The organism is Embleya sp. NPDC025285 (genome assembly GCF_055558835.1).
This window is the reverse complement of sequence record NZ_JBVHLU010000141.1, coordinates 1-22,904: the sequence shown is the minus strand read 5'-3', so window position 1 is coordinate 22,904 and position 22,904 is coordinate 1. Positions and strand designations below refer to the sequence as shown.

At 69.8% G+C, this 22,904-nt stretch carries 17 protein-coding genes and 4 pseudogenes; 9 read left to right on the top strand and 12 right to left on the bottom strand.

What is annotated here, in order from left to right:
* Nucleotides 1–152: 152 nt before the first annotated feature.
* Together ACZ4FV_RS47355 and ACZ4FV_RS47350 are read left to right on the top strand one after the other, a co-directional pair.
* Nucleotides 153–1,379: an MFS transporter gene (locus ACZ4FV_RS47355; protein WP_395870929.1), complete on the top strand. Its 1,227-nt coding sequence runs from the start codon at nucleotides 153–155 to the stop codon at nucleotides 1,377–1,379.
* Nucleotides 1,380–1,512: 133 nt separating this feature from the next.
* Nucleotides 1,513–2,028: a DUF6042 family protein gene (locus tag ACZ4FV_RS47350; RefSeq protein WP_465327278.1), complete on the top strand. Its 516-nt coding sequence runs from the start codon at nucleotides 1,513–1,515 to the stop codon at nucleotides 2,026–2,028.
* A 141-nt stretch (nucleotides 2,029–2,169) separates the two neighbouring features.
* On the opposite strand, the gene ACZ4FV_RS47345 is transcribed toward ACZ4FV_RS47350, so the two are convergent.
* Both ACZ4FV_RS47345 and ACZ4FV_RS47340 read right to left on the bottom strand, forming a co-directional pair.
* Nucleotides 2,170–2,814 (bottom strand): tectonin domain-containing protein, encoded by a 645-nt coding sequence (locus ACZ4FV_RS47345; protein WP_465327276.1) that lies wholly within the window; start codon nucleotides 2,812–2,814, stop codon nucleotides 2,170–2,172.
* Between the two features lie 1,751 nt (nucleotides 2,815–4,565).
* Nucleotides 4,566–4,826: a hypothetical protein gene (locus ACZ4FV_RS47340; protein WP_465327274.1), complete on the bottom strand. Its 261-nt coding sequence runs from the start codon at nucleotides 4,824–4,826 to the stop codon at nucleotides 4,566–4,568.
* Nucleotides 4,827–4,861: 35 nt separating this feature from the next.
* On the opposite strand from ACZ4FV_RS47340, the pseudogene ACZ4FV_RS47335 reads away from it, so the two are divergent.
* Nucleotides 4,862–5,688: pseudogene (locus ACZ4FV_RS47335) on the top strand (ABC transporter ATP-binding protein); the annotation flags it as partial.
* A gap of 522 nt (nucleotides 5,689–6,210) precedes the next feature.
* Here the strand turns inward: ACZ4FV_RS47335 and ACZ4FV_RS47330 are convergent.
* The 4 genes and pseudogenes from ACZ4FV_RS47330 to ACZ4FV_RS47315 form a co-directional block, all read right to left on the bottom strand.
* Nucleotides 6,211–6,573, bottom strand: coding sequence for a zinc-binding dehydrogenase (locus ACZ4FV_RS47330; protein WP_395870904.1), 363 nt, complete (start codon nucleotides 6,571–6,573; stop codon nucleotides 6,211–6,213).
* A gap of 134 nt (nucleotides 6,574–6,707) precedes the next feature.
* Nucleotides 6,708–7,673, bottom strand: a complete 966-nt coding sequence (locus tag ACZ4FV_RS47325) for a sigma-70 family RNA polymerase sigma factor (RefSeq protein WP_395870903.1) — start codon at nucleotides 7,671–7,673, stop codon at nucleotides 6,708–6,710.
* A gap of 10 nt (nucleotides 7,674–7,683) precedes the next feature.
* On the bottom strand, nucleotides 7,684–8,907 hold the full coding sequence (locus tag ACZ4FV_RS47320; protein ID WP_402238727.1) for an NAD(P)/FAD-dependent oxidoreductase: 1,224 nt from the start codon (nucleotides 8,905–8,907) through the stop codon (nucleotides 7,684–7,686).
* 301 nt (nucleotides 8,908–9,208) lie between these two features.
* A pseudogene (locus ACZ4FV_RS47315) lies at nucleotides 9,209–9,358 on the bottom strand (helix-turn-helix domain-containing protein); the annotation flags it as partial.
* A gap of 433 nt (nucleotides 9,359–9,791) precedes the next feature.
* On the opposite strand from ACZ4FV_RS47315, the gene ACZ4FV_RS47310 reads away from it, so the two are divergent.
* The gene (locus ACZ4FV_RS47310; protein WP_465327271.1) at nucleotides 9,792–11,390 is read left to right on the top strand and encodes an MFS transporter; all 1,599 of its coding nucleotides are present in this window, start codon (nucleotides 9,792–9,794) and stop codon (nucleotides 11,388–11,390) included.
* 771 nt (nucleotides 11,391–12,161) lie between these two features.
* On the opposite strand, the gene ACZ4FV_RS47305 is transcribed toward ACZ4FV_RS47310, so the two are convergent.
* A complete protein-coding gene (locus ACZ4FV_RS47305) occupies nucleotides 12,162–13,751 on the bottom strand; it encodes an MFS transporter (RefSeq protein WP_395870897.1) in 1,590 nt (529 codons plus the stop codon).
* A 320-nt stretch (nucleotides 13,752–14,071) separates the two neighbouring features.
* Here ACZ4FV_RS47305 and ACZ4FV_RS47300 point away from each other — a divergent pair, with 320 nt between their 5' ends.
* From ACZ4FV_RS47300 to ACZ4FV_RS47285, 4 genes and pseudogenes are all read left to right on the top strand, one after another.
* Nucleotides 14,072–14,872, top strand: a complete 801-nt coding sequence (locus ACZ4FV_RS47300; protein ID WP_465327268.1) for a TetR/AcrR family transcriptional regulator — start codon at nucleotides 14,072–14,074, stop codon at nucleotides 14,870–14,872.
* Between the two features lie 12 nt (nucleotides 14,873–14,884).
* A complete protein-coding gene (locus ACZ4FV_RS47295; RefSeq protein WP_465327266.1) occupies nucleotides 14,885–15,670 on the top strand; it encodes an alcohol dehydrogenase catalytic domain-containing protein in 786 nt (261 codons plus the stop codon).
* 313 nt (nucleotides 15,671–15,983) lie between these two features.
* The gene (locus ACZ4FV_RS47290) at nucleotides 15,984–16,952 is read left to right on the top strand and encodes a hypothetical protein (protein WP_465327264.1); all 969 of its coding nucleotides are present in this window, start codon (nucleotides 15,984–15,986) and stop codon (nucleotides 16,950–16,952) included.
* Between the two features lie 378 nt (nucleotides 16,953–17,330).
* Nucleotides 17,331–17,484 (top strand): annotated as a pseudogene (locus ACZ4FV_RS47285) (IS110 family transposase); the annotation flags it as partial.
* 8 nt (nucleotides 17,485–17,492) lie between these two features.
* On the opposite strand, the gene ACZ4FV_RS47280 reads toward ACZ4FV_RS47285, so the two are convergent.
* The 3 genes from ACZ4FV_RS47280 to ACZ4FV_RS47270 all read right to left on the bottom strand — a co-directional run bounded on the left by ACZ4FV_RS47280 (nucleotide 17,493) and on the right by ACZ4FV_RS47270 (nucleotide 19,362).
* A complete protein-coding gene (locus tag ACZ4FV_RS47280) occupies nucleotides 17,493–18,002 on the bottom strand; it encodes an SRPBCC family protein (RefSeq protein WP_465327262.1) in 510 nt (169 codons plus the stop codon).
* Nucleotides 17,999–18,403 carry a metalloregulator ArsR/SmtB family transcription factor gene (locus ACZ4FV_RS47275; protein ID WP_465327259.1) on the bottom strand — a complete coding sequence of 135 codons (405 nt, stop codon included), beginning with the start codon at nucleotides 18,401–18,403 and terminating at the stop codon, nucleotides 17,999–18,001. Before ACZ4FV_RS47275 ends, ACZ4FV_RS47280 begins: the two co-directional genes overlap by 4 nt.
* A 530-nt stretch (nucleotides 18,404–18,933) precedes the next feature.
* The gene (locus ACZ4FV_RS47270) at nucleotides 18,934–19,362 is read right to left on the bottom strand and encodes a nuclear transport factor 2 family protein (RefSeq protein ID WP_395870886.1); all 429 of its coding nucleotides are present in this window, start codon (nucleotides 19,360–19,362) and stop codon (nucleotides 18,934–18,936) included.
* A gap of 689 nt (nucleotides 19,363–20,051) precedes the next feature.
* Here ACZ4FV_RS47270 and ACZ4FV_RS47265 point away from each other — a divergent pair.
* Nucleotides 20,052–20,504 (top strand): annotated as a pseudogene (locus tag ACZ4FV_RS47265) (ankyrin repeat domain-containing protein); the annotation flags it as partial.
* A gap of 864 nt (nucleotides 20,505–21,368) precedes the next feature.
* Here the strand turns inward: ACZ4FV_RS47265 and ACZ4FV_RS47260 are convergent.
* Both ACZ4FV_RS47260 and ACZ4FV_RS47255 read right to left on the bottom strand, forming a co-directional pair.
* Nucleotides 21,369–21,743 carry a hypothetical protein gene (locus ACZ4FV_RS47260; protein WP_395870884.1) on the bottom strand — a complete coding sequence of 125 codons (375 nt, stop codon included), beginning with the start codon at nucleotides 21,741–21,743 and terminating at the stop codon, nucleotides 21,369–21,371.
* A 331-nt stretch (nucleotides 21,744–22,074) separates the two neighbouring features.
* Complete coding sequence (locus ACZ4FV_RS47255) at nucleotides 22,075–22,314, bottom strand: hypothetical protein (RefSeq protein ID WP_465327256.1); 240 nt, start codon at nucleotides 22,312–22,314, stop codon at nucleotides 22,075–22,077.
* Between the last annotated feature and the right edge of the window lie 590 nt (nucleotides 22,315–22,904).

Below are 22,904 nucleotides of genomic sequence, written 5' to 3'. Positions count from 1 at the left end.
CGATCCGAGAACCGCTCTCCCGTCGACGACTTCACCTGCCCAGGCCTTGGCACAACCCACCCAACGACCGAACCCCACCAAAGTCACTGGTATTGCCTCTAACGGTGCAAGTCATCGATTTGACCCTGACATTAATGTCATCCGTTGATCGTATGGCCATGCCAAGAACGGATCGCACCACGTCGATTGCCACCCCTGGCCCACGGTTTCCCCTCGCGGGGCTGCTGGCACTGGGCACCGCAGGACTGATCACCCTCCTGACCGAGACGATGCCCGCCGGAGTACTGCCCGCGATGAGCCACGATCTGGGGGTGAGCGAGTCGGCAGCCGGTCAGACGGTCACGGCCTTCGCCCTGGGGGCGCTGCTGTCGGCTCTCCCCCTGACGCGAGCGACCATCGGATGGCCACGCCGACACCTGCTGCTGTCCGCGATCTCGGGATTCGCCGTGACCAACACGATCACGGCCCTCTCGCACAACTTCCCCCTCACGCTTGTGTCCCGGTTCATCGGAGGTGTCGTCGCGGGACTGCTCTGGGCCCTGCTCGCCGGGTACGCCCGTCGCATGGTCGCCCCGCAACAACGCGGCAGGGCCATGGCAATCGCGATGGCAGGCACTCCCGTCGCACTCTCGGTCGGTGTACCCGCCGCCACATTCCTCGCGAAAGCCGTCGGCTGGCGTTACGCCTTCGGACTCACGACCGCAGCCACCCTGGCGCTGATCGTCTGGATCATCGCCACCGTGCCCAACTTCCCGGGACGGCCCAAGGAGTCCCGGCCCCCGCTCGCCCGAACTCTGCGCATCCCCGGTGTCGCTCCCATACTCCTCGTGACGTTGACCTTCGTGCTCGCGCACAACACCCTCTACACGTACATCGCACCTTTCCTCGACTCGCTCGGCATGGCGGACCGGGTCGACGCCGTCCTCCTGACCTTCGGGCTGCTGTCGTTGGCGAGTATCTGGATCACCGGCGCACTCATCGACCGGCACCTGCGCATCCTCATGATCACCAGTTGCGCCCTCTTCGCCACGGCGGCTCTGCTCCTGGGAGTCTTCACCGGCTCCCCCGTACCGGTCTTCGTCGGCACCGCCGTGTGGGGGCTCGCGTTCGGCGGCACGGCGACTCTGCTTCAGACCGCTGTCGCCGAAGCAGCCGGTGCGGCCGGGGACGTGGCCCAATCCCTGCTCGTGACCGGCTGGAACACCGGCATCGCCGGCAGCGGCGTCCTCGGTGGACTCCTGCTCGGCGGACCCGGAGCAAGCTACCTCGGCTGGAGCGCCCTCGCGCTTTTGCTACCGACTCTCGCGGTCGTCGTCGGTGCACGCAGGAACGGATTCCCCGCGCACGCACTCCACCACACCGAAACGACGCCAAGATGAAACCACCCTTCTCGAAGGTGATCGCGGCCCTGACGCCCAGGCGGCGACGTCCGTGTTCGCAACCTGTGGCATTCGGCGCCCCGCCCCCGCTTCCCGCCCGGGCCGTCGGGATGTCCCAGCCGTCCGCCGGTCGATGCTCGCGGGGTCGACCACGCGCCGGAACGGGTGGGAGCGGGTACTGCCCCGCCAGGTGATGTGGCTTCAGATGGTCGTGTCCACTGCGACCGTGGAGGGCCTCGAAGGCGACCTCGATACCGTCGTTGGGCTCCTGCCCGGGCTCTTGGAGAGCCGGTCGATGACGCTCGACAACGACCTGCGGTGGTGCGACGAGGAAGACCTCGATGACGAGGAGGACCCGGTGGCCGTGGAGGCCGATGGGCCGCCCGGTTCGCCGCCTCCCTGCCCCGAGGGGGTACGTGTGCCGGTCACGGTTCGGGACCTGGCCGACACCCTCGACCGGCTCGGCGTGTTACCGCGGACCGACACCGCCTGCGGCGGCCGCGTCCGGCGTACCCCGGACCGGCTTCCGCACGCGCTGCCCGACAGGACAGCCATCGGTCCGCCGAGCGTCGTGGCAAGCAGCCCGAGCCGGTTCCGTCGGGAAGTGGCCACCCTTTCGGGGACCTTTGCCCCCCGTTTCCGTGACTAGTGCGTTGACCACGAGAGTTCGCCGGGTCTGGTCGGGCGGCTTTGGGTCGTGGGCGGCCCCAGCGCCGGCGTTCGCCGCGGACTTTGGCGCGTTCGCGGCGTAGCGTGTCACCAAACCCGGCGAACGTTCGTGTTCAACCCCCTAGCCGAGTTGGTCTCCGGTGTAGCGGAAGATCGCGTTGCCGGAGTTGACTCCCCAGACGTTGCCGTCGATGCCGGCGCCGATGTCGCTGAGGGTTCCGGGGATCTTTACCCAGGGGTTGGCGTCGTGGTTGGTGAAGCGGTAGACGCTGCCGGCGGAGTCCAGGCCCCACACGTTGCTGCGGGAGCCGGCGGAGATCCGGACCAGGCTTCCGGTGATCTTGACCCAGTGGTTCGTCGAGGCGTCCTGGTCGCCGATGTAGCGGAAGATCTCGTTGCCCTTGTTGACTCCCCACACGGTGCCGTCGGCGGCGACGCCGATGTCGCTGAGGACGCCGGGGATCTTCACCCAGGGGTTCTTGTCGTCGTTGGTGTACCGGTAGATGGAGCCGGCGGAGTCCAGGCCCCACACGATGGTCCGTGACCCAGCGGAGATGCGCACGAGACTGCCGGGGATCTTGACCCAGTGGTTCGCGGTCTCCCGGTCGCCGATGTAGCGGAAGATCTCGTTCCCGGCGTTGACGCCCCATACCGTGCCGTCGGCCGCGGCGCCGATGTCGCTGAGGACACCGGGGATCTTCACCCAGGGGTTGTTGTCGTCGTTGGTGAACCGGTAGATGCTGCCGGCCACGTCCAGGCCCCACACGATCGTGCGCGAGCCTACCGAGATTGCCGTGAGACTGCCGGTGATCGTCTCCAGTCGGCCATGCCCAAACCTCCCCTTGATGACGGACGTTGCACCGGATACCTATGGAGTCCACGCCCCGACCAAACGGTCCGGTCGTCGAATGGCCGGAACGCTCGCCTCGGGCCTGCCGCCCACCACCCGATCACTCCAGGTGCACGACCCGACACGGGAGGGCACCCCTGGTGGGGCTTGGCCGAAAGCCCTGTCCCGCGAACGAGGGACTGGACATCCCCACCTCATGTGTGCCTCCCACCGAGCCGCCCGGACAGCCACCAACCCGTACGGCCCGGCGCACCGCCACAACCACCGACCGGAGCGGTCCCGCGTCAACCAGCGCCGGGAACGCGCCGATCACCACGAAGGGGCCGACACCGCCCTTCGCGTCCACGAATGATCTCGAAAGCGCGTCGACACCCCGTCGTGCTCGATCCGTACAGGCAGCGCGCCGAACCGGGTGCACATCGCGCCCCGACCGGCGGGAACGCCTCCGCGCGGCCCGTCGCCGCCCCACGCGCCCGGCCGAACGACGACGCGCGGATTCCTGGCTTCGTGAACTCGCCCTCGGACGAGGGGACGTGGGACCGGCGCGGGGTTCAGGCGCCGGCCGTCGGAGTCGTCGAGCGCGACGGCGGGCGGTTCAAGGACGGAGTGGCCCAGGCGGTGCCAGATGGGCGCGGCCGGGCCGGCGGCGAGCAGCGCGGGCAGCGTGGCGACCACGATCGGAACGGTGCGCCAGTAGCCGACGGCCCGGCCCTCGCGGTCGGCGCGTCAGCGACGCCGGCGGGGAGCTCAGGCGCGGCTGTCGCTACTCGAAACCGCCCACAAGCCATACAGCGAGGCACGCAAGGCCGAAGCCTGGAACGAAGACCAGCAGGACGAAGCCAACGCACCCCCAGTCGACATCCGAGAGGAGTTGAACGAGGTCCACAACCAACACGATGGCAATACAAATCACGGCGACCAGATAAGGAGCGTGGTTTCGCCGCCGGTGAGGGCGATGGTCATGACGTCCTCCACCTTCATCGTGTCGTGAAGATGGCCTGCACGCAGCGCGACGCCGCCCATGGTGAGGCCGGCCGCAGCGACAGCGCGTCGACAACGCGGGTCGGCCCGAAAGTGCTTGGCCGGGCAATGGGGCGGGCGTCACGCCCCCATGGACTCTTTGCGGAGGGCGGCGAGGATTTTCGCCGCGCTGCTCCGGCCCATGTCGAAGTGCGCCGTGACGTCGGACGCAGTGGCGCCCGGGTGGTCGGTGAGCCGGGTGCGGACGTCGTCGCGTCGCTTCTTCGCCTGGCCTCGGGTGGGGGCGACACGGCCGGCGGCGGCCGGCAGGCGCTCGGAGATTTCGAGGTCGGCCGCGACTGCGGCGGGCGTGCTGTCCGGGTCGGGGGCGTACAGTTTCGGCAGCGCGCAGGCGGCGCGCCTCGGCCGCAGCGTTCACCTTGGGGCTCGGGGGCCGGGCGCGCCCGCCGCCGACGCCGAGGTCGGGACGGTGCCGTCGGGGATTTTCTTCAACCAGGCGGTCGACCCGCCCGCGAGAGTGCCCTTGAGCGGAACCATCAACACCGCACCGCGCGCGTACTGTTTCGACCCCCACATCGGGGACGCGCAGAACCGAGGCGGTCGCGATCAGTGGTCGTACGGGGCGTTCGGCTCCCATCCGTGGGCGCCGTCGGCCAAGACGACGTCGGGGGTGAACCCGGCGGCCTTCAGCGTTCGCGGGCGGTGTCGACCAGGTGACCGGTGTGGTCGACCGTGCTCACGTTCCCGGCCCCGACGAGCCGGCACGGCAACGCGGTGTTGTAGCCGCTGCCGGTACCGATCTCCAGCGTGCGGGAACTCCGTCGGGTGGGGCGTGTTCGGCGTGTCCGGCGTGGACGCCGTCGACCTCGGTGATGAGCGACTCCCCCCGAATACTCCGCGTCCCACCAGAGCCGTCGACGGACTCGTCCGTGTCGTCGGCGCGCCACGGGGCGAAGCGTCTGCGAAGCGTCCGAGGCGTTCCGTGGACGTCGAATCCGGCATCGAAGGCCGCCCACTCCCCGCGCAACGGGTGGTGGGGAAGATCGAACTACGGGAGGTGACCTTCGCCTATCCCGGACGACCCGCCACACTCCGAGACACCTCCCTGTCCATCGCCCCCGGCCGGACCACCGGCATCGTCGGCACCACCGTCGCCAAACTCCTCATGCGCTTCCGACACCCGAACGAAGGCCGAGTGCTCCTCGACGGCGCCGACGTACGCGGCCTCGGCCTGCCCGACTTGCGCCGGGCCATCGGGTACGTCACCCAGGAGCCCTTCCTGTTCGACAGCACGATCGCCGACAACATCCGCTACGGCACGTCCGACGCCACCGACGAACAACTCGTCGCCGCCGCCCGCACCGCCGGCGCAAACTCGTTCATCACCGATCTGCCCGCCGGTTACGACACCATGGTGGGCGAGCGCCGGCCGCGCTGTCCGGCGGACAGAAACAGCGCATCGCACTGGCCCGCACCATCCTGCGCAACCCCCCGATCGTCATCCTCGACGAGGCCACCTCCGCCGTCGACAACGAGACCGAAGCCGCCATCCAGCACGCCCTGCAGGCATTCGGAACCGACCGCACCATGGTCGTCATCGCACATCGACTCTCCACGGTCAGAGGCGCCGACCGCATCTACGTCATGAGCCCCGGCGGCATCGTGGCCGAACACGGAACACACGACGAACTCCTGGCCCTCGGCGGCATCTACGCCAACCTGTGGAAACTACAGGACGGACCGCGGGCACCGGCTTGTCCTGTGGCGGCCGACCCACGGGGGCTATCTCGATGGGCAACGGAGCCGTGAACGGAACGACGTGGTCGACGGTCCGTGCCGAAGCCGGAGTGCCCAGGCGTCCTCGGACCGCTTCGGCGACGTGACGGGGCCGGCGGGTGTCGAGTCGTGGGGAGGTGATCGTCCTGTGGCCGTCGGATGGTCGATCAGCAGCACGCGGAGGCATTCGTGGTCCCAATGACGCCGATCAGCAGGGCATCGCCGCTATCGGTCCGGCGGACCTCGGCGCTCAACCACATCAGGTCCCCGCACGTTCGGACCGCTCTCGCAAGTTCGGTCGGGCTGTATCTCGCCTACGCGCGGATGACAGCTGTCCCGGCTTCGTAGGGGGTGGCGCGCCGGTGCTGAACTCCCCGGATCGGTCGCCCGCCCCGTCGCCGGCCCGGCCCGACCGACGCCCGGGCTCAGAGCGTCTGGACCCCCTCAAACCCGACACCGTCGCGCATGGGGCACGCGTGGCCGCACGGCTGCTCGTCCTGGCCCTGCTCGCCGCGTGGGGGCGGGACGCCGCGAGGTGGTGCCTGCTCCGCGAGGCTATGGGATGAGCAGGGCCTTGCCCGCGATCGCGCGGGCCTCCATGGCGCGATGAGCGTGGACGGCCTCGGACGGCGGGAACTCGCGCGCGATCACCGGGCGCAGCCGCCCGGCCGTCGCCTCCTCGAGCGCCCTGGTCGTCAGCCGCACGATCTCCGGCGCGTCGAACTGCACATCGGCGATGCCCCGCACGACGATGCCCCGCGTCCGTGCGTCGGCCTCGCCCACCTCGGCGAACCCACCGCCGGCCGCGCCGTGGGCGGATACGCGCCCACCGTCGGCCACCAACGCGAAGGCCCACGTGCCGAGTTCGCCCCCGACGCCGTCCAGGAGCACGTCCACGGACCGGCCGTCGAGGGCCACCGCACCAGTGCCGGCTTGCGTTCGCCTCGCGCCACGCCGACGACCGTGCTCCGGCAGCGTGTGCGAGCTGAACCAGCAGCGTGCCCATGCCGCCCGCGGCCCAGGTGACGTGGTTGGTCGCGGTCGGCGTCGGATCACCACCGGGTGATGAGCGGCGTGTCCGGTTCCTGCAGACGCCAGGCTTGGGTGAGGCGGGCGAGGCGGGTGGGGGCGGCGATGCCGCGCACGGTGGCGATCCTGCCGTCGGCGATGTCGAACGTGACGGAGCCGACGACCCGGTCGGCGAGCACGAAAAGGATGGCGGGGGCGCCGTTGACGACCGCGTAGTGGGCGGCGGGCGGGCCGCCGGCGAGTCGGCGTTTCGCGGGTGCGGGTTTGAAGCCGGCCCGGGCGATGGCGGCGATGCGCTGCGGGGTGTCGTAGCGCAGCAGCTTCTCGGCCAGGCCCGCGAGGTTGGAGTCGGAGACGGCGATGGCGTCGTCGGTGAGCAGCGCCACCAGCCGTTCGGTACGGCCCGAGGACGCGGCGGCGAGGAATTCCTCGACGATCCGGCGGGCGGACGCCGGGTCGACTTCGCCGCCGCTGCGGCGGCGCTCGGCGGTGATGCGGTGCCGGGCCCGGTGGAGGTGCTGCTGGCTGGCGGAGTCGGTGATGTCGAGGATGTCTGCGATCTCGGCGTGGTGGTAGGAGAACGCCTCGCGCAGGAGGTAGACGGCCCGCTCCAGCGGTGTCAGGCGTTCCATGAGGGTCAGCATCGCGAGGGAGACCGATTCGCGCTGCTCGAAGGTGTCGGCCGGGCCGAGCATCGGGTCGCCTGCCAGGAGTGGTTCGGGCAGCCAGGCGCCGGCGGTGCGTTCGCGGCGGGTGTGCGCGGAGCGGAGCTTGTCCAGGCACAGGTTGGTGACGACCTTGGTCAGCCAAGCTTCCGGCGCCTTGATCTGCTGCCGGTCGGCGGCCTGCCAGTGCAGGAACGCGTCCTGCACGGCGTCTTCGGCGTCGGCGGCGGAGCCCAGCATGCGGTACGCCAGCGAGGCCAGCCGGTTGCGGCCGGCCTCGAACCGGTTGGTGTCGAAGCGGTCGACGGCGGTGCTGTTGTCCACGGGGACGACCCTAGGCGGCGGCGCGGCCGGGCTTGTCGGCGGCCACCCGGTCGGTGGCTGTGTTCGGTGCGGTGGCCAGGCGGTGCTTGCGCGTGGGCAGGCAGAAGGTCGGGTGCGAGGTGGTCCACAGCGACAGCTTGAGAATGCCCGACTTGATTCGAGCGGCTTTGCGGCCGCTCACATACTTGGGCTTCGGCTGGGCTTGATCGTCGACCGTCTGCCAGAGCCCGTCGCGTCGTCCGAGGCTGATGTGGTTGAACGCGTAGACCAGCTTGACGTTCGCGACCTTGCGGCCGGTCAGGCCTCCCACTATCGCGTTCATGGCCTGCATGCCGGTGTAGCCGGCCGTCGCGCAGGACATCGGCAGAGGCTTGCCGTTGTCGCCGATGGCGTAGGCGCTGTCGCCGACGGCGTAGACGTTCGGGTGCGACACCGACCTCATGCTGCGGTCGACGACGATCCGACCCTGGTCGGTGACCTCCAGCCCGCCGGCGGCGGCAAGGGGGTCGACCGCGAACCCGGCCGTCCAGACGGTCGCATCCGACGCCAGGACGCTGCCGTCCGCGCACAACACCCGCGCCGCCTCGACAGCTTCCACGCTGGTGTGCTCCAGGACGGTGACGCCCAGCCGGTCGCAGGCCCGGCGCAGGTGGCCGCGGGCCCCGGCGGACAGCCGGGCACCGAGCTCGCCGCGGGCGATCAGTGTCACCGACAGCCCGGGCCGGGACTCGGCGATCTCGGTGGCGGTCTCGATGCCGGTCAACCCGTCGCCGACCACCAAGGCATTCCCGCCTTCGCCCCGCCCACCCAGACTGTCCAGGCGCTCGCGCAGGCGCAGCGCCGAGGGCCGGGCGGCGATGTCGAAGGCGTGCTCGGCCGCGCCGGGGACGGCGCCGTTGTCGCCGTGGCTGCCGAGCGCGTACAGGAGTGTGTCGTAGCCGAGTTCGCCGCCGCCGTTCGCGTCGGCCACCGTGACGACCCGGCGCTCCGGGTCGACGGCGGTGATCCTGGCCAGGCGCAGCCGTATCGCGGTGCCCGCGAAGACGTCGGCGAGTTTCGGGGCGTCGATCTGCCGGCCGGCGGCGAGCTGGTGCAGCCGCAGTCGCTGGACGAAGTCCGGCACGGCGTTGACCACGGTGACCTCGACCTCCGCCGGGGACAGCCGGCGCGCCAGGTTCCCGGCGACGTAGGCCCCCGCGTAGCCGGCGCCCAAGACGACGATGCGGTGCTTCATGTCTCGCTCCTGTCAGTTCGCTTGCTCTTCGTGAGTTGAGCGGGACAGCGCCCCGATTCCTGACAGGAACTGCGTGTGGCGTGGGTCACAGGGCGAGCAGGAGCACCTCCCGGGAATGACCGCGGCGGCGCACAAGCTCCGCCGGGTCAGCACGGTGCGGCTGCGGGCAGGGGCGGTGCGGCCCCTGCAACACAGCAGCGAAGCGGGGTCGACCGCTCAGCGAACAGCACGTCCGGTCGCACGCGAACCGTCGCACCCGCACGGCAAGGACCATGCGTCTGCCGGCCCTTGATCCTCACGGTGCGGCGAGGGTGGTGAAACGGACAGTCGTGGCGCGACCGTCCTTGAGCACTGCAACGTCGGCGGGTGTGATGCCGATGCGGTCGGCGAGTTCACCCACCGACATATTTCGCTTGGCGAGCATGACGTTGATGTCGACGGCGATCGGCACCAGCCCACCTCGTTCAGCTCGGCCTCCGTCACGAGCACAGTCGGGCTGCGCTCCTGCCGCTCTGTGACTCATGCCACTCGCAGTTCCTGTCAGGAATCGGGTCGCTGTTCCGCTCAACTCCCCGAGAGCAAGCGACCCGAAGAGAGGACCTGGGCGTGCGGCCGGCCTGCAACGTCACAGACCTGACCGCCCCAGCCGAAGCCTTCGCCGTGGGGCGCGGGGCGGTCTCCCACATCGAACGCCCCGATGGCTGCCGCCGACACCGACGGGGCCCTCGCCGCGGCACAGGGCGCCTCCACCTGACGTGGCCCCGCACCGGCTCACCGTGCCACCCCGCCAAGCGCTGCGCGGGGCGGTCGGAACCCTCCCCATTCACTCGGTGAACGGTTCTGCTCTGGCGCTGACTCCGTATGCCCTTTTGAGAGGAATCCTCATGAGTACGAGCCCTGTACAGGCGGTACCCGCTGACGGCAGCAGCGGTGGTGCGCCGCATGCGCGTCAGCTGCGCGCGATCCTGATCGCCGTGTCGATGGCGCTGATGGCCGTCATCGCGTCCGTGTCCGGACTGATCGTCGCCCAGACGGAGATGGCCGTCGACTTCGACACCTCGCAGAGCACGGTCCTGTGGATCGTCAACATCTACACCCTCACCCTGGCCGCGCTGCTGCTTCCGCTCGGCGCGATCGGTGACCGCTTGGGCCGCAAGCCCATGCTGGTCGCGGGGCTGGCCGTCTTCGGCGTCGGGAGCATTGCGGCGGCCGTGGCCCCGACTGCCGAGGTGATGCTGGCCGCGCGCGCCGCGAGCGGTGTGGGTGCGGGAATGATCATGCCCATCACCCTGGCCGTCATCACCTCCACCTTCCCCGAGGAGCAGCGTGGAAAGGCGATCGGCGTGTGGACCGGCGTCGCCGGAGGCGGCGGCGTCCTGGGCATGTTCCTGTCCGCCCTTCTCGTCGACGTCGCCGACTGGCGTTGGCTGTTCGTCCTGCCGGTATCCCTGGTCGTCGTGGCCCTGGGCATGACGCTGAAGTCGGTTCCCAACTCCCGTGAGCGCTCCGCCCACGCCTTCGACACCATAGGCGGACTGGTTTCCGTCGTCGCCGTTGCCGGCCTGGTCTTCGTCCTGCAGGAGGGCCCCGAGCGCGGCTGGACCGCACCGGCGACGCTGATCGGCCTCGCCGTCGGTCTCGTCGCCGCGGCCGGTTTCGTGGCCTGGGAACTGCACCGCCGCGACGCCGCGTTGCTGGACGTACGGCTGTTCCGTGACCGCGGCCTGTCCGGCGGCTCGATCACGCTGGTAGTGGTCTTCGGTGTCCAGGCGGGTACCCAAGTGGTCCTCTTCCCGTTCCTCCAGGCCGTGCTCGGCTGGTCGGGGCTGCTGTCCGCGGCGGCGCTGATGCCCCTGGCCATCGCGATGATCCTGTCCTCCAACCTGGCGCCCAGGCTCGCCGCGCGGATCGGCGCCCGCCCGACCATGGCCGCGGGGATCGCGCTGACCGGCGCCGGCCTGGCGCTCATGGCCCTGTTCGCCTCCGTCGACGGCGGCTACCTGTCGATCCTGCCCGGCATTGTGGTCATGGGCATCGGCATGGGCCTGTCCATGGTGCCCTCCACCGAGGCGATCACCCGCTCGCTGCCGAGCGAGAACCAAGGCGTCGCCTCCGCGCTCAACGACGTCACCCGCGAATTCGGCACCGCACTCGGCGTCGCCATGCTCGGCGCGCTCCTGTCGGCCGGCTACCGCAACGCCATCGACGACAGGCTGGACGGCATCCCCCAGGAGACCGCGGACACCGCACGGGAAGGCATCGCCAACGCGCTCGAGGCCTCGGGCAGCGCCGGCCCCCACGAGGCGGACCTGATCCACGCCGCACGACAGTCCTTCGTCGACGGATGGCAGCAGTCCATGTGGGCAGGCGTCGCCGTCATGGGCGTACTGCTCGTGTACATCGCCGTCCGCGGCCCGAAGCATGCCACCCCTGCGGCTGCATCGGACGAGGCACAGGACACCGAGACCGTCGCCGCCCGATGACCGCATGACCGATCGATTCGGAATGCTTCCGAAGTCGACGGAGGCAGATGATCAAACAGGCACGCGAACAAGGGACTTCATCGAACCGCGATCACCCCACGGAGCCACGATCAACCTCGGGCGTTAACGGCTGTACGGCGGCTGCTACCCGCCCCCGGATACCACGTGCAGGCGTCTCCAGCCACCAGCGCACCGACCTCGAAAGCTGACACCGTGCCGGGGTCCATTCCATGCCTTTCAGCGACGCAGAACCGTCTCGCACACGCGCGAGGTTGTGCGAGTAATTGTGCGACCGGAACCCGGGGCGATTCGGGCACGTTTCGCGGTGTCGCCCGCTGTGTCTCATCCGACCGTTTGTGAGAGACCGAACCGGGGGGGTCGGATGCGGCCGGTGTCTCCCGAAGTCCCGTCTCACACAACGTTGTCGTTGGCTCAGGTGACCTCGTTGGATTCGCGGCGGGTCTCACGTTCCGATGCCGCCTCCAGCCGACGGGAGGTTCAGTCTCATCGGACCTTGACCGGGCTCACCGATGTTTGACGACCGTCCCGTTCGTCTCGTCGGAGTTCGATCACCGCAAACCAGGATGTCTTGTGGGTCAGGTACGGGAACACCCCGACGGTGGCCCGGCGTCCGGCTGTGCTCGCGCGGGTCGGTGCGTTCCTGTGCCTGACGCGGAGAACCCGGTCGGGCTGCCCACAACGTCGCGAGCGCTGCGGGGTGCCCGGCCGGTCGCGGCCGGGCGAGTCCCGCGGGTCGCTCGTTGCCGGGGGTCAGCCCGCCGGTGACGACACGGCTGACGGTTCGGGGGCCGGTTCTGCTCGGACGGCTTCGTTCCCGCGAGTGCCCCGCAGCAGCGTTCCGACCAGGACGGCGGTCAGCGCCATGAGACCCGCGGCCACGAACGCGATCACCCGCATCTCGCGGGCGAACGCCTCGAACGCGGCGTCGAGCAACTGCCGCCCGGTCTCCGGTGGGACGACGGCCGCAGTCTCCACCGCTCCACCCAGGGTGTCCTGGGCGGCGTGGACCTGCTCCGGCGAAAGCGCCCGGGGCGCGTTGTCCTGGAGGTGACCGCGGTAGATCGCCGTACCGATGCTCCCCAACACGGCGATGCCCAGCGCGCCGCCGAACTCGGCCGCGGTCTCGGAGAGCGCCGAAGCGGAACCGGCGCGCTCGGGTGGTGCCGCCGCCAGGATGAGATCGGTGACCAGAGCGAACACCGCACCGATGCCGAACGCGGTGACCGCGTTGGGGACCAGCAGGTGCCAGACGCTCGCATCGGCCTGGATCCGGGACAGGATCAGGTATCCGACGCCCGAGATGGTCAATCCGAGCACGATCACGTTGGGTTTGCCGATTCTCGGCGCGAGCACGGTACCGAGTGCGACACCCACCGGCATCACCAGGAACGCGGGCAGCGACCACAGCGCCGATTCCAACGGGCCCATGCCGAGGACGAGTTGCAGGAACTGCGAGGAGAACAGCCCGAATCCGACGAGCCCGAGCATCATGAGCCAGTTGGTGCCGAGCGAGACGCTGAACACCCGCGACCTGAACAGCGTGACGTCGAGCATCGGATGCTCGATGACCCGCTGGCGGTGCAGGAAGGCCGCCCCCACGGCCGCCCCGACCACACTGACCGAGACATACGTCCACGAGAAGCCGTTCTCGGCGATCTTCTTGATCCCGTAGACGACACCGACGACCGCGACGAGCGACAACACCGCCCCGGGGACGTCGAACCGGCCGGGCCGCGGATCGCGGAACTCCGGCAGCAGCACCGGGCCCAGCGCCAAGAGCAGCAGCATGACCGGCACGTTGACCAGGAACACCGAGCCCCACCAGAAGTGTTCGAGGAGCACACCACCGAGGATCGGGCCGAGCACTCCGCCGCCGGCGAAACCGGCGGTCCAGATGCCGATCGCGGCGCTGCGCTGGCCGGGGTCGTGGAACATGTTGCGGATCAGTGACAGCGTGGACGGTGCGAGGGTGGCACCCGCGACCCCGAGCAGCGCGCGGGCCGCGATCAGTGCGGCCGGACTGGTCGCGTATGCCGCGAGGATCGACGCGGAGCCGAACCCGACCGCACCCATGAGCAACAGGCGTCGGCGGCCGATGCGGTCACCGACGGTGCCCATGGTGATGAGCAGACCTGCGAGCAGGAATCCGTAGGCGTCCATGATCCACAGCAGTTCACTGCTGCTGGGCTCGAGGTCTGAGCTGAGGAAGGGCAGCGCCATGAACAGAACCGACATGTCCATCGACACGAGCATGCAGGGCAGGACCAGGACGGCGAGACCGATCCACTCCCGCGTGCCGGCTTTGGACACGGTCTCTCCGGGCTGGTCAGGCGTTGACATGAGATCCCCTTGCTGCGACACACACGACGGTTGCGTACACAATACGCACGACCACTTGTGACATCAACGCATTATCGATGCTGGTGCTTGCGCATTTCGACACGGAGCAGATATCGTCACGCCGGAATTACGTCACGCATGTCTTCGTGTCGAAACCGAGAGAGGCGAGCATGGCCCAGTGCGCCTGGTGTCACGCGGCGATCCCGACCGGCGGGCGGGGGCGCCCCCGCGACTACTGCTCGCGGTCCTGCCGTGCCAAGGCCTACCGGGCACGGCAGCGCCACCCTGCCGGCGCACCCCGACCGCCCTCGGACGGGCGGATGCCCGACACCTCGGCCGGCGCCGGTGCCGATGCCCGTACCGACTCCGCCGGAGCCGTAGCTGTCGCCGACGCCGCGGCCGAGCCCGGGACCCAGTTGTCGCTGGACCGCATCGTGCGCGCCGCGATCGCCCTCGCCGATGCCGAGGGCCTGGAGGCGCTGCACATGCGTCGACTGGCCGCCTACCTCGGCGCGGGCACCATGTCGCTGTATCGCCACGTCTCGGGCCGGGACGACCTCATCGACCACATGGTCGCGCTGGCCCTGGGCGAAGAGCCGCAGCCCGGCACGCTCCCGGTCGGCTGGCGCGCCGGCCTGGAATACACCGCCCGCCGTGACTGGGGCCTCTACCAGCGTCACCCGTGGATCCTCCAGTACGCCATGGTCGGTTCGCGCATGCGCTGGAACCACAACGCCGCGGCCGACGGCGAACGCGCCCTGAGCGCCTTCGATGGACTCGGCCTCTCCATCCACGAACAGGCCAACCTGCTGCTCACCATCACCGGCTTCACTCAGGGCATGGCCCTGATCCACGCCAACGATGTGGAACTGACCCGCCGCACCGGCCTCACGGACGAACAGTGGTGGAACGAGACGCGGCACCAGATCCCGGCGTCCGAGTTCGCGGACGCCTACCCCCGCCTGGCCCACGCGTTCGGCGACCAACCGCCGCTGACGGTCAACCTGCAACAACGCTTCGACGAGGGCATCAAGGGCATTCTCGACGGGATCGGAGCACGTCTGGCCACCCGCACCGAGTCCGTCGGGACGAGCAACGCGACCGAAGCGACCGATTCCTGATCCCACACGACGTTGACGCGGCGGCGGGCGAGGGTCCTCGGCGAAGCGCCGGATCCGGTCGCCGGAGCGGGACACGTAGTGGTCGATGTCGCGGTCGCCGGAGTGACGTTCGTCGAGGCGCAGATGCGGGCCGACACCGACCGGTGGCACGAGCGCCCGGCGCTGCCTTTCATTCCCGGCGGCATGGTCGCCGGACGGGTGAGCGCTGCCCGCGACGGGGTGGACCCGCCATTGCTGGGACGACGTGTCCTGGCCGGCACCGGCGGCACGGGCGGCTTCGCCGAACGCACGGTGGCCGAAGCGAGCGAGCTGATCCCGGCGGAGCCGGGTAGGCGCCGGCCGTTGCCGCGGTGTGATGTCCTCGGTGGTGGCGAGATGCGGCACGGCAACACCTGCCACGGGTGGTTGCGCAGCACGTCCTGCTGCTCGTCGGCCATCCGCCGGGACCGGTTCATCGCGACGGTCGACCCACGACGGCCACGACCGCGCCGAACGCGAGGACGGGCCCAGGACGACGACGATCGCCCGGTACTCCTCGGCCATCGGCTCCCAGCCAGGACCATGAACAGCCCGGCGATCACCAGCACGCCCAGGACCACCTTCGCCCCGCACCTCTGGCCCCGGATCCGCGCAACGACGCCTGCAACGAGCGCACGTACTCCCGCGCTCCGGCGCTCTCGAAAGCGGGCGGAGGCGACACCGCGTACCCGAACTGCCCCGCCTGCCGCGGCTCATGCACGCCCCCACCCCGTCCCCGTGTCCGACCAGGGGTATTCGCCGGGGGCGGCGCCGACGTGAAGAGACGCTGCGTCGGCAGCCGTCAGCCTGCGGTGTGGTCGGCGGTGCGGGAGTGCCGGATCTCGGAGGGCTACGACTACGGACCCCTTGTGGACTCGATCAGGTAGACGGAAGTCATGCGTTCCTGGACGAAAGACGGATGCCGCCCGCCGACGATCTCTCTAGCGTCGACCGGACCGATGTCGACCCGGACCCCAAGGATCCTCATGCCCGTGCCCTCTTCTCCCGCCGCTCTGCCGTGGTTTCGGCGAGCCCGCGCGGCCGCCGCCCTTCGCCTCATCACCGCTGGTGCGCGTCGACAGGAGCCCTGCGCATGCTGACCGACCGCGGCATCTCCTACCTGGTGAGCGAGGCGAACACGGATGACGTGCGGCGGGACATGGAGGTCATCGTCCGGGACCTGCACTGCACCACAGTGATGCTCCTCGGGGAGGGGATCCGGTTGATCGACGCCGCCCGCACCGCCCTCCAGACCGGCCTGGATGTCTACATCCGCCCCAGCGTTCCCGAACTGCCGCAGCCGAAGCTGCTGGAGCACCTGGACACCGTCGCCGAGGCAGCCGAGGAACTGCGCCGACAACACCCGGACCGAGTAACGCTCCTGGTCGGCAGCGAGTTCTCCCACACCGTGCCCGGCATCGTCCCCGGCCCCCGGTCGTTCCTGCGCCTGAAGCTCATCCTGCGATTCCGTCGCCTGCTGCGGCGCAGAATCGACAGGCGGCTGCACAGTCTGCTCACCACCGCCGTGGCCACCGCGCGGCGCCGCTTCGACGGCCCGCGCACCTACGCCGCCGCCGGGTGGGAGCACGTCGACTGGTCGCTGTTCGACCTGGTCGGCGTCAGCCTCTACCGCTCCGCCCGCAACCACACCACCTACCCGGACCGCCTGCATGCCCTGGTCCGCGACCACGACAAGCCCGTCGTCATCACCGAGTTCGGGTGCGGCGCCTTCACCGGAGCCGACCAGCGGGGAGCCGGTTCCTTCTGGATCGTCAACTGGTTCGCCACACCCCCGCGCATTCGCGGCGACCACCCTCGCGACGAAGCCGTTCAAGCCCGCTATCTCGGCGAACTCATCGACCAGTACGACGCGGAGGGCGTGCGCGGCTGCTTCGTGTTCACCTACGCCATGCCCGACTTCCCTCACCACGACGACCCCGACCTCGACCTCGACAAAGCCGGCTTCGGTGTCGTAGCGATCACCAGCGACGGTGAGCGCAGACCCAAGGAGGCATTCCACGAGGTCGCGCGGCGCTACCACGACATCGCCGCGAAGCAATGACCGAGGGAGACGAGGAGGCCCCCGTCGCGGTGCCGGCCCCCCTTGTCCTCTCCTGACACCAGCGAGACACCGCCCGATACGTGACGCAACCCCTATACGCCGACGGCGTCGCCTCGCCCGTCGATACCGAACGCGGCCTCGCCGCCCGCCTGCGCTACCTCACCGCCTCCGCGCCGGCTGCGAGGCGATGGACAGCGCCGCCCGGTGCGGTCAACGGTGACGACAACGGCGAGTACTGGCACCTGACGACCGGGGACGGTGTCAGTACTACTTCGGTGTCAGCCACAAGCCGGTCGGCAACAACCAGGACGCCGCCACGAACTCGACGTGGTCCGCGCCCGCACCTCCGTGCTGATCAGCATCCACTGTTGCGAGGAGTCCCGCCGGTTCTACGACCGCGAACGGGCCGGGGGCAAGCCGACACACCCGGGCCGCCCTCGCCCTCGCCCGCCGTCGTGTCAACGTCCTGTGGGCACTGCTTCGTGACGGACGGTGCCACCAGCCCACACCACCCATCTCCCTCGCTGCTTGACAACATGATCAGGAATCGGCGGCCAGGGAGTCGAAGTAGGGCTTCTGTGCGGGGTGGTAGTCGTCGAATGCGGGCAGGGGGGTGTTCGCGTGGGTGGCGGCGAGCATGTCGAGGTAGTACTCCCAGCCGGGGCCGATGTCGCCGATGCCGTCGGTTGTGGCCAGGTGGTGTGTGAAGCGCAGCTCGGTGGTGCCGTCGGCGGCGGCGGTCAGGAGCAGTTCGATGTGCCAGTCGCCGAACGTGTCGGATGCGGAGAGTGCGAGCCGGGTCGGGGCGTCGCACGCGTCGATGCGCATGTCGGTCCAGGGGGCCTGGTCCTCGAAGGCCGGCTGGACCTTGATGGTGTGGCCGGGGGCGGCCTCACCCTTCCAGCGGCCGTACCAGCGTGCGGTGCGGTCGGGGTCGGTGATGGCGGCCCAGACGTCCTCGACGGGGGCGCGGAAGGTGCGGGTGAGAACCAGGTCGACGCCGTTGTCGACCCGGTGGAGTCGGCCGGTGGGGGTGGGGATGTCGGTCACGCGGTCTCTGCCTTTCCATGCGCGGTAGGGGCTGCGGAAGCGGGTGGTTCGGCGACGCGGCCGGGAGTTCCCGCGGCTGCGCGGCGCTCGCGGCGAGTGCGGTGAACCTCGGTCTCCAACGCGTCGAGGCGGCTTTCCCAGACCGACGGGCGGGCGAACCGGGCGAGCCAGGCCGCGAGTTCGTCGAAGCGGTCGGGCTGCACGACGTAATAGCGGTGCCGTCCGACGAGTTCGTCGCGGACCAGGCCGCTTTCCCGCAACACGCGCAGGTGGCGGCTGACGGCCGGGCGGCTGATCGCGAAGCGGTCGCTGATCTCGCCGGCCGACAGGCGCGCCTCGCGCAGCAGCACCAGGATCTCCCGGCGTACGGGGTCGGCGATTGCTCCGACTATCTCGTCCACCCGAAAAGCGTAACTTGATGGTTACGCGTATCGCAAGCGCCGGCATCCCCCGGCTCGCTCCTGTCGGCCCGCCCATCCCTCCGGCGAGAACGGTGCTCCCGGGCGGAGGTGCTCCGTCGGGGGATGGCAGCCTCGGGCGAGGGCGGTTCGCGTTTCTCGGCGCGCCCGCGTGGTGCGCGCGGGCCCTCGAGCGTGGTGGTTGCGGGTTGTTCCTCGCCGATCCCGCCGTTCCCCTCCGCCGCGCCGTGGCCGGCCCGGCTCAGGTCGAACCTACCCGCCACGAGTGGTCCGCCGGTGCCTGCTCGACCGGCGCCCCACGAAGTTGCCGCCTTCGTCGCCGGTCGGCTGTGGCGGGAGGCATCGTTGCCGCACGCCGACCACACAACTCAGCGCGTCAAGACCTCCGCCAACGTCTCCCCGCCGCAGGTCAGGGCATCGATGCCGGCAAGAGGATCCACCTCCGAGGCACGATCATCTGGATCCGCAGCCTTCACCCCCGCCGAATAACTGCAACTCCGTACAGGCCCTGGTCAGTCATCGCTTGCACCCGGCTGATCGTCAGTGATGTTCGTGAGCAGTGTGGCGTGCGCCGCGATGACCTTCCAACCTGTTTGCTCATCGCGAATCCACGTCCGGGTGTAGCGCATGCGGGCAGCGAATGGCTGACCGCCGACAGTTCCCTCCAACACGCCGAGGAACCAGGTGACACCGGCGGTCGGGGTGGCCAGCACACGCAACTCCTCTTCTTGGACACGGTGCAGCACTTGGTGCCCCGACTCATGCGCATCGAGATCATCTTGCTTGGAGTAGATCTTCCCGTCCGGACCGCTGAACCAGACGGCATCGTCGATCAGCCCCGCCAGTTCACCGACGTCGGAAGCCAACTGGGCAGACTGCAGCCGCCGCTCGGCAGCGCGGAGTTCTTCGGACAAGTCGTGGTTCACATTGTGATTCGGCATGATCCCATCATGGCCCCTGCGATGAGGGCACCACGCTGGTGAGCTCCAAAGTTCCCGTGCGGCTCGGCAATTGTCGCGTTCGTGCACGCCAGGTCGTGATCCAGCCGACGAGAATGCACGGCAAGCCAGGCCGCCCAAAGTGCCGCACGAGCAGCAGTCACTCGATCAGGCGTCATGATGCGTCGTCGTCGCTGTCGGACCGTCACGCGTCGCGCAGCGGCCGCAGTCCGCCGCGCGGTTGTGATGCCGCGAAGCTGTAGCGGCCCGGGCAGCCGAGGTTGGCGTGCTTGAGGGGCGACAGGCGCGTCACATCCTCGTCGTGTGCTGCACGCCGCGCTCGAACGGCAGTGGCTCCACGAACTTCCGCCCTACCCCACACGCATCGCCCTTCGCGACGTCCGCGAACGTCGCCACACCGCGATATCGACGGACTTGGCCGAGCCGAGCCCGAAAATCGTAAGGACAGCCGGACAGGGAGACAGCCAAGAGGTCCGGGGAACCGCACCCGGATCGCCGAATTCGACGCGCCGGGCATGGTCTGGGACGCCTAAGAACAGGGCCGGCGGGACGCCCTCACCCACGCCCGCGAATACGCCCGACTCCACGGCGACCCCCGGCCGCGCCGGTCGACGCAACCATCGAGGGCCTCCCTATCGGGCGGCAGCTGCACAAATGGCGCCAGGGCAACGGTGAAACGCACCCGGCACGCGCGGAGCAGCTCGCCGCCATCGACCCCGAGTGGAACCTCCGGCACCGGTCGACCGATTGGCAGCGCCACCTCAGCTCCCCAGGGGCCGACCATTTGCAAGGGTGCGGCGGCCTGTGCGGCCGGCGACTCGGCGGCGGTGAACTTGGCGCTGCGGGACGGGGCCGCGCTCGGGCCGCTCGACGGTTCCGGGGTCACACCGCTGCACTTGGCGGCGGCGGCCAGGTCCGCCGAGGTCGTCGCGGCATTGCTGGGAGCGGGCGCGGACCCGAGGGCGGCGACGACCGGGGAGGTCGCCGCCGGGCGGTGGTTCGCCGACTGGGGCGACGTCTTCGCCGGCTCCACGCCGCTGCACGTCGCCGTGGACAGCCTCACGATGGGCAGCATCCCGGACCCCGCCGTCGTACGGCTCCTCATCGACGCCGGTGCCGACCTCGGCGCCGTGGACTCCGGCGACGACACCCCGCTCGGGGTCTGCTTCCAGTGCCTGACCTTCGACGAGGACCTGAGGACGGCTCAGACCGAGTGCGTCCGGCTGCTGCCGGCGGCCGGCGCGAACCCCGACATCTCCCTGTCGTCCGAGGCGACGCCGCTGTCGCTCGTCGATGGGAACTCCGAGAGCGAGCGGGTGCTGCGGGAGCTGCTGTGGGACGCCGGCGCGGTGCCGCCACCGCCGGCCGGCGGCCCTGGCGAGCGCGTCATCGAACAGCTCGGACGGCTCGGCGGGCAGGCTCCCTCACCCCGGATCCGCTACCACCCAACCCAGCAGCCCCGGCGCAACACCGCACAGCACCATCGTCAGGCCCGGCGCCCGATCAGCACCCCCACCCGAAAGTCGCGAGGAAAACCCGACAGGAACCCGAGAGGCACCACAGGAACCGCCGCACCCGCGACACCGGTTCGGCTTCAACCGCGCCAAGACCCGCCGACCGTGCATTCCAAGCCTCACCCGCCGAGACGGTCGTCGAAAGGACGAGAGGTCAGGAACGACACAAACAACCTCCAAGCACGGCTCCTACGCACGAACACACAGCCAACCGATCGCCACATCACATCAAGATCAGCATCCTCGAGGCGACCTCACCCTCCGCCCACGGGTTTCCCAACGGAACCGACCATCCGTCCCAGATTCCGCAAAACCACAGGCCACAGGCCAGACACGGTCGAGCAAGACAGCAAAACCCAAGCCACGCGGCCAAGATCCGAAGTGGCCTGGCGATCCCGCGTCGCCGCTGCACTCACCCGCGTCGACGTCGGCCGGCTGCTTGTCCCTGATGAAGCGGGTCAGGTACGGCGTGCCTCACTGGTCGGAATAGCTGACATCACCGACGGTCCAGGCGCCGATGTCCTTGATCGCGACGCGATACATTCCACCCGTCTCGGGGATCCCGAGGCTGCCCTGCAGGACCCGGGCAAGATGAAAGTGCAGGTGCGTGGGCGCGGTGCCGCGGTCGGGTCGGCCCGGCGTCCGGTCCACCGCGAAGACGTCGGAGAAGGGGCCGAGGCGGTCCGAGTTTCTCAGGACCTCGGACACGCGCTCCCGCCACACGGCTTCCGGGGCCAAGCGGCCGGTGATGACGGCTCCGCCGACCACCACGGTCAGTGACATCTGATTGCTTTGCTCGGACTCCACCATGGCGGAGATGTCCACGAGCAGTTCGTCAGGGTTCGACATGGAAGCCGATTCTATTCGGCACTCCGTCCAGGCGCACCGGTGGGACGCAGAACACCATCGACTGGAGCGAACACAGCAAACCCGTCACCGTCACGCCCCCGCCCCCGACACCGACACCGACACCGACACCGACACCGTCGTCAACCTCCCCGCACTCACCGGAGAAACCCCCACCACCGGTTGACCCCGAACCAGCCACCCCACGCCGTTCTGCGGCGGTGCATGAGCGATGACCTCGAAACCCTGCGCAAGGTCGGCGCGGTGAACGGCTCGGACACGGCGTGGCGACGGCGTGGCGAGAGGTCGGCCGGAGGCTCACCCGCCCGTGCGGTCACCTCGACGGTGCCGTGGGGCCGCGGATCGTGGTGATGCCGCGGGTGGCCATGACCACGACGGTGCCCCGGTGGCCGGTGTCGGGTGCCAGGACGTCGCTGCCGGTGCCCAACGCCTTGGGGCGCGAGGGCAGTTCCGCAACGAGGTCGGGCCGGACGGTGGAGTTGGTGTGGGGCAGGAGTCGGTCGGCGGGGCCGCCGAGGCGCAGGGTGGTGTGCTCGGCGAGAAGGTCACCCATGGTGAGCCTCCGGATGGTGGGAGGCAGGTGGTGGCGAGGGTTTTGCGGGCGAGGGTGCGCAGTGGGTGGGGGTGGGGCCCCGGCCCTCCAGCCACTGGGACAACTTCTCCTTGACCCGGTACGCCTCCTCGTCCGTGCGGCACAACACCGCGAGGAGAGTCGGCGGCGGAAATCGCACCCGCCGCCGCTCGCAGAACCGTGCAGAACCTCTCGGCTCATGGCTCCCATCGCCGAGCCATCAGGTTTGAGGCCGAACCGCCAATTATCGCGAGTTCGGCGCCGACTACTTCACCAAACGCCACCCCGCTCGCGTCATGCGCCGCATGGTCGAGGAAGCCAACAGCCTCGGGCCGACTGTCCGCTTCGACCCCATCGTGGTTGCCTGACCCGCACAAGTGCACCGTATTTTCGTGTCAGAACCGCATTCATTGGTACACCGACAATTGCGGTCACAGACGCGAGATCCGCAGGACCAAGGGGATGCGCTGGCCCAGGGGGGGGGGGGGGGGGGGGGGGGGGGGGGGGGGGGGGGGGGGGGGGGGGGGGGGGGGGGGGGGGGGGGGGGAGGGAGGGGGGGGGGGGGCCCCCCC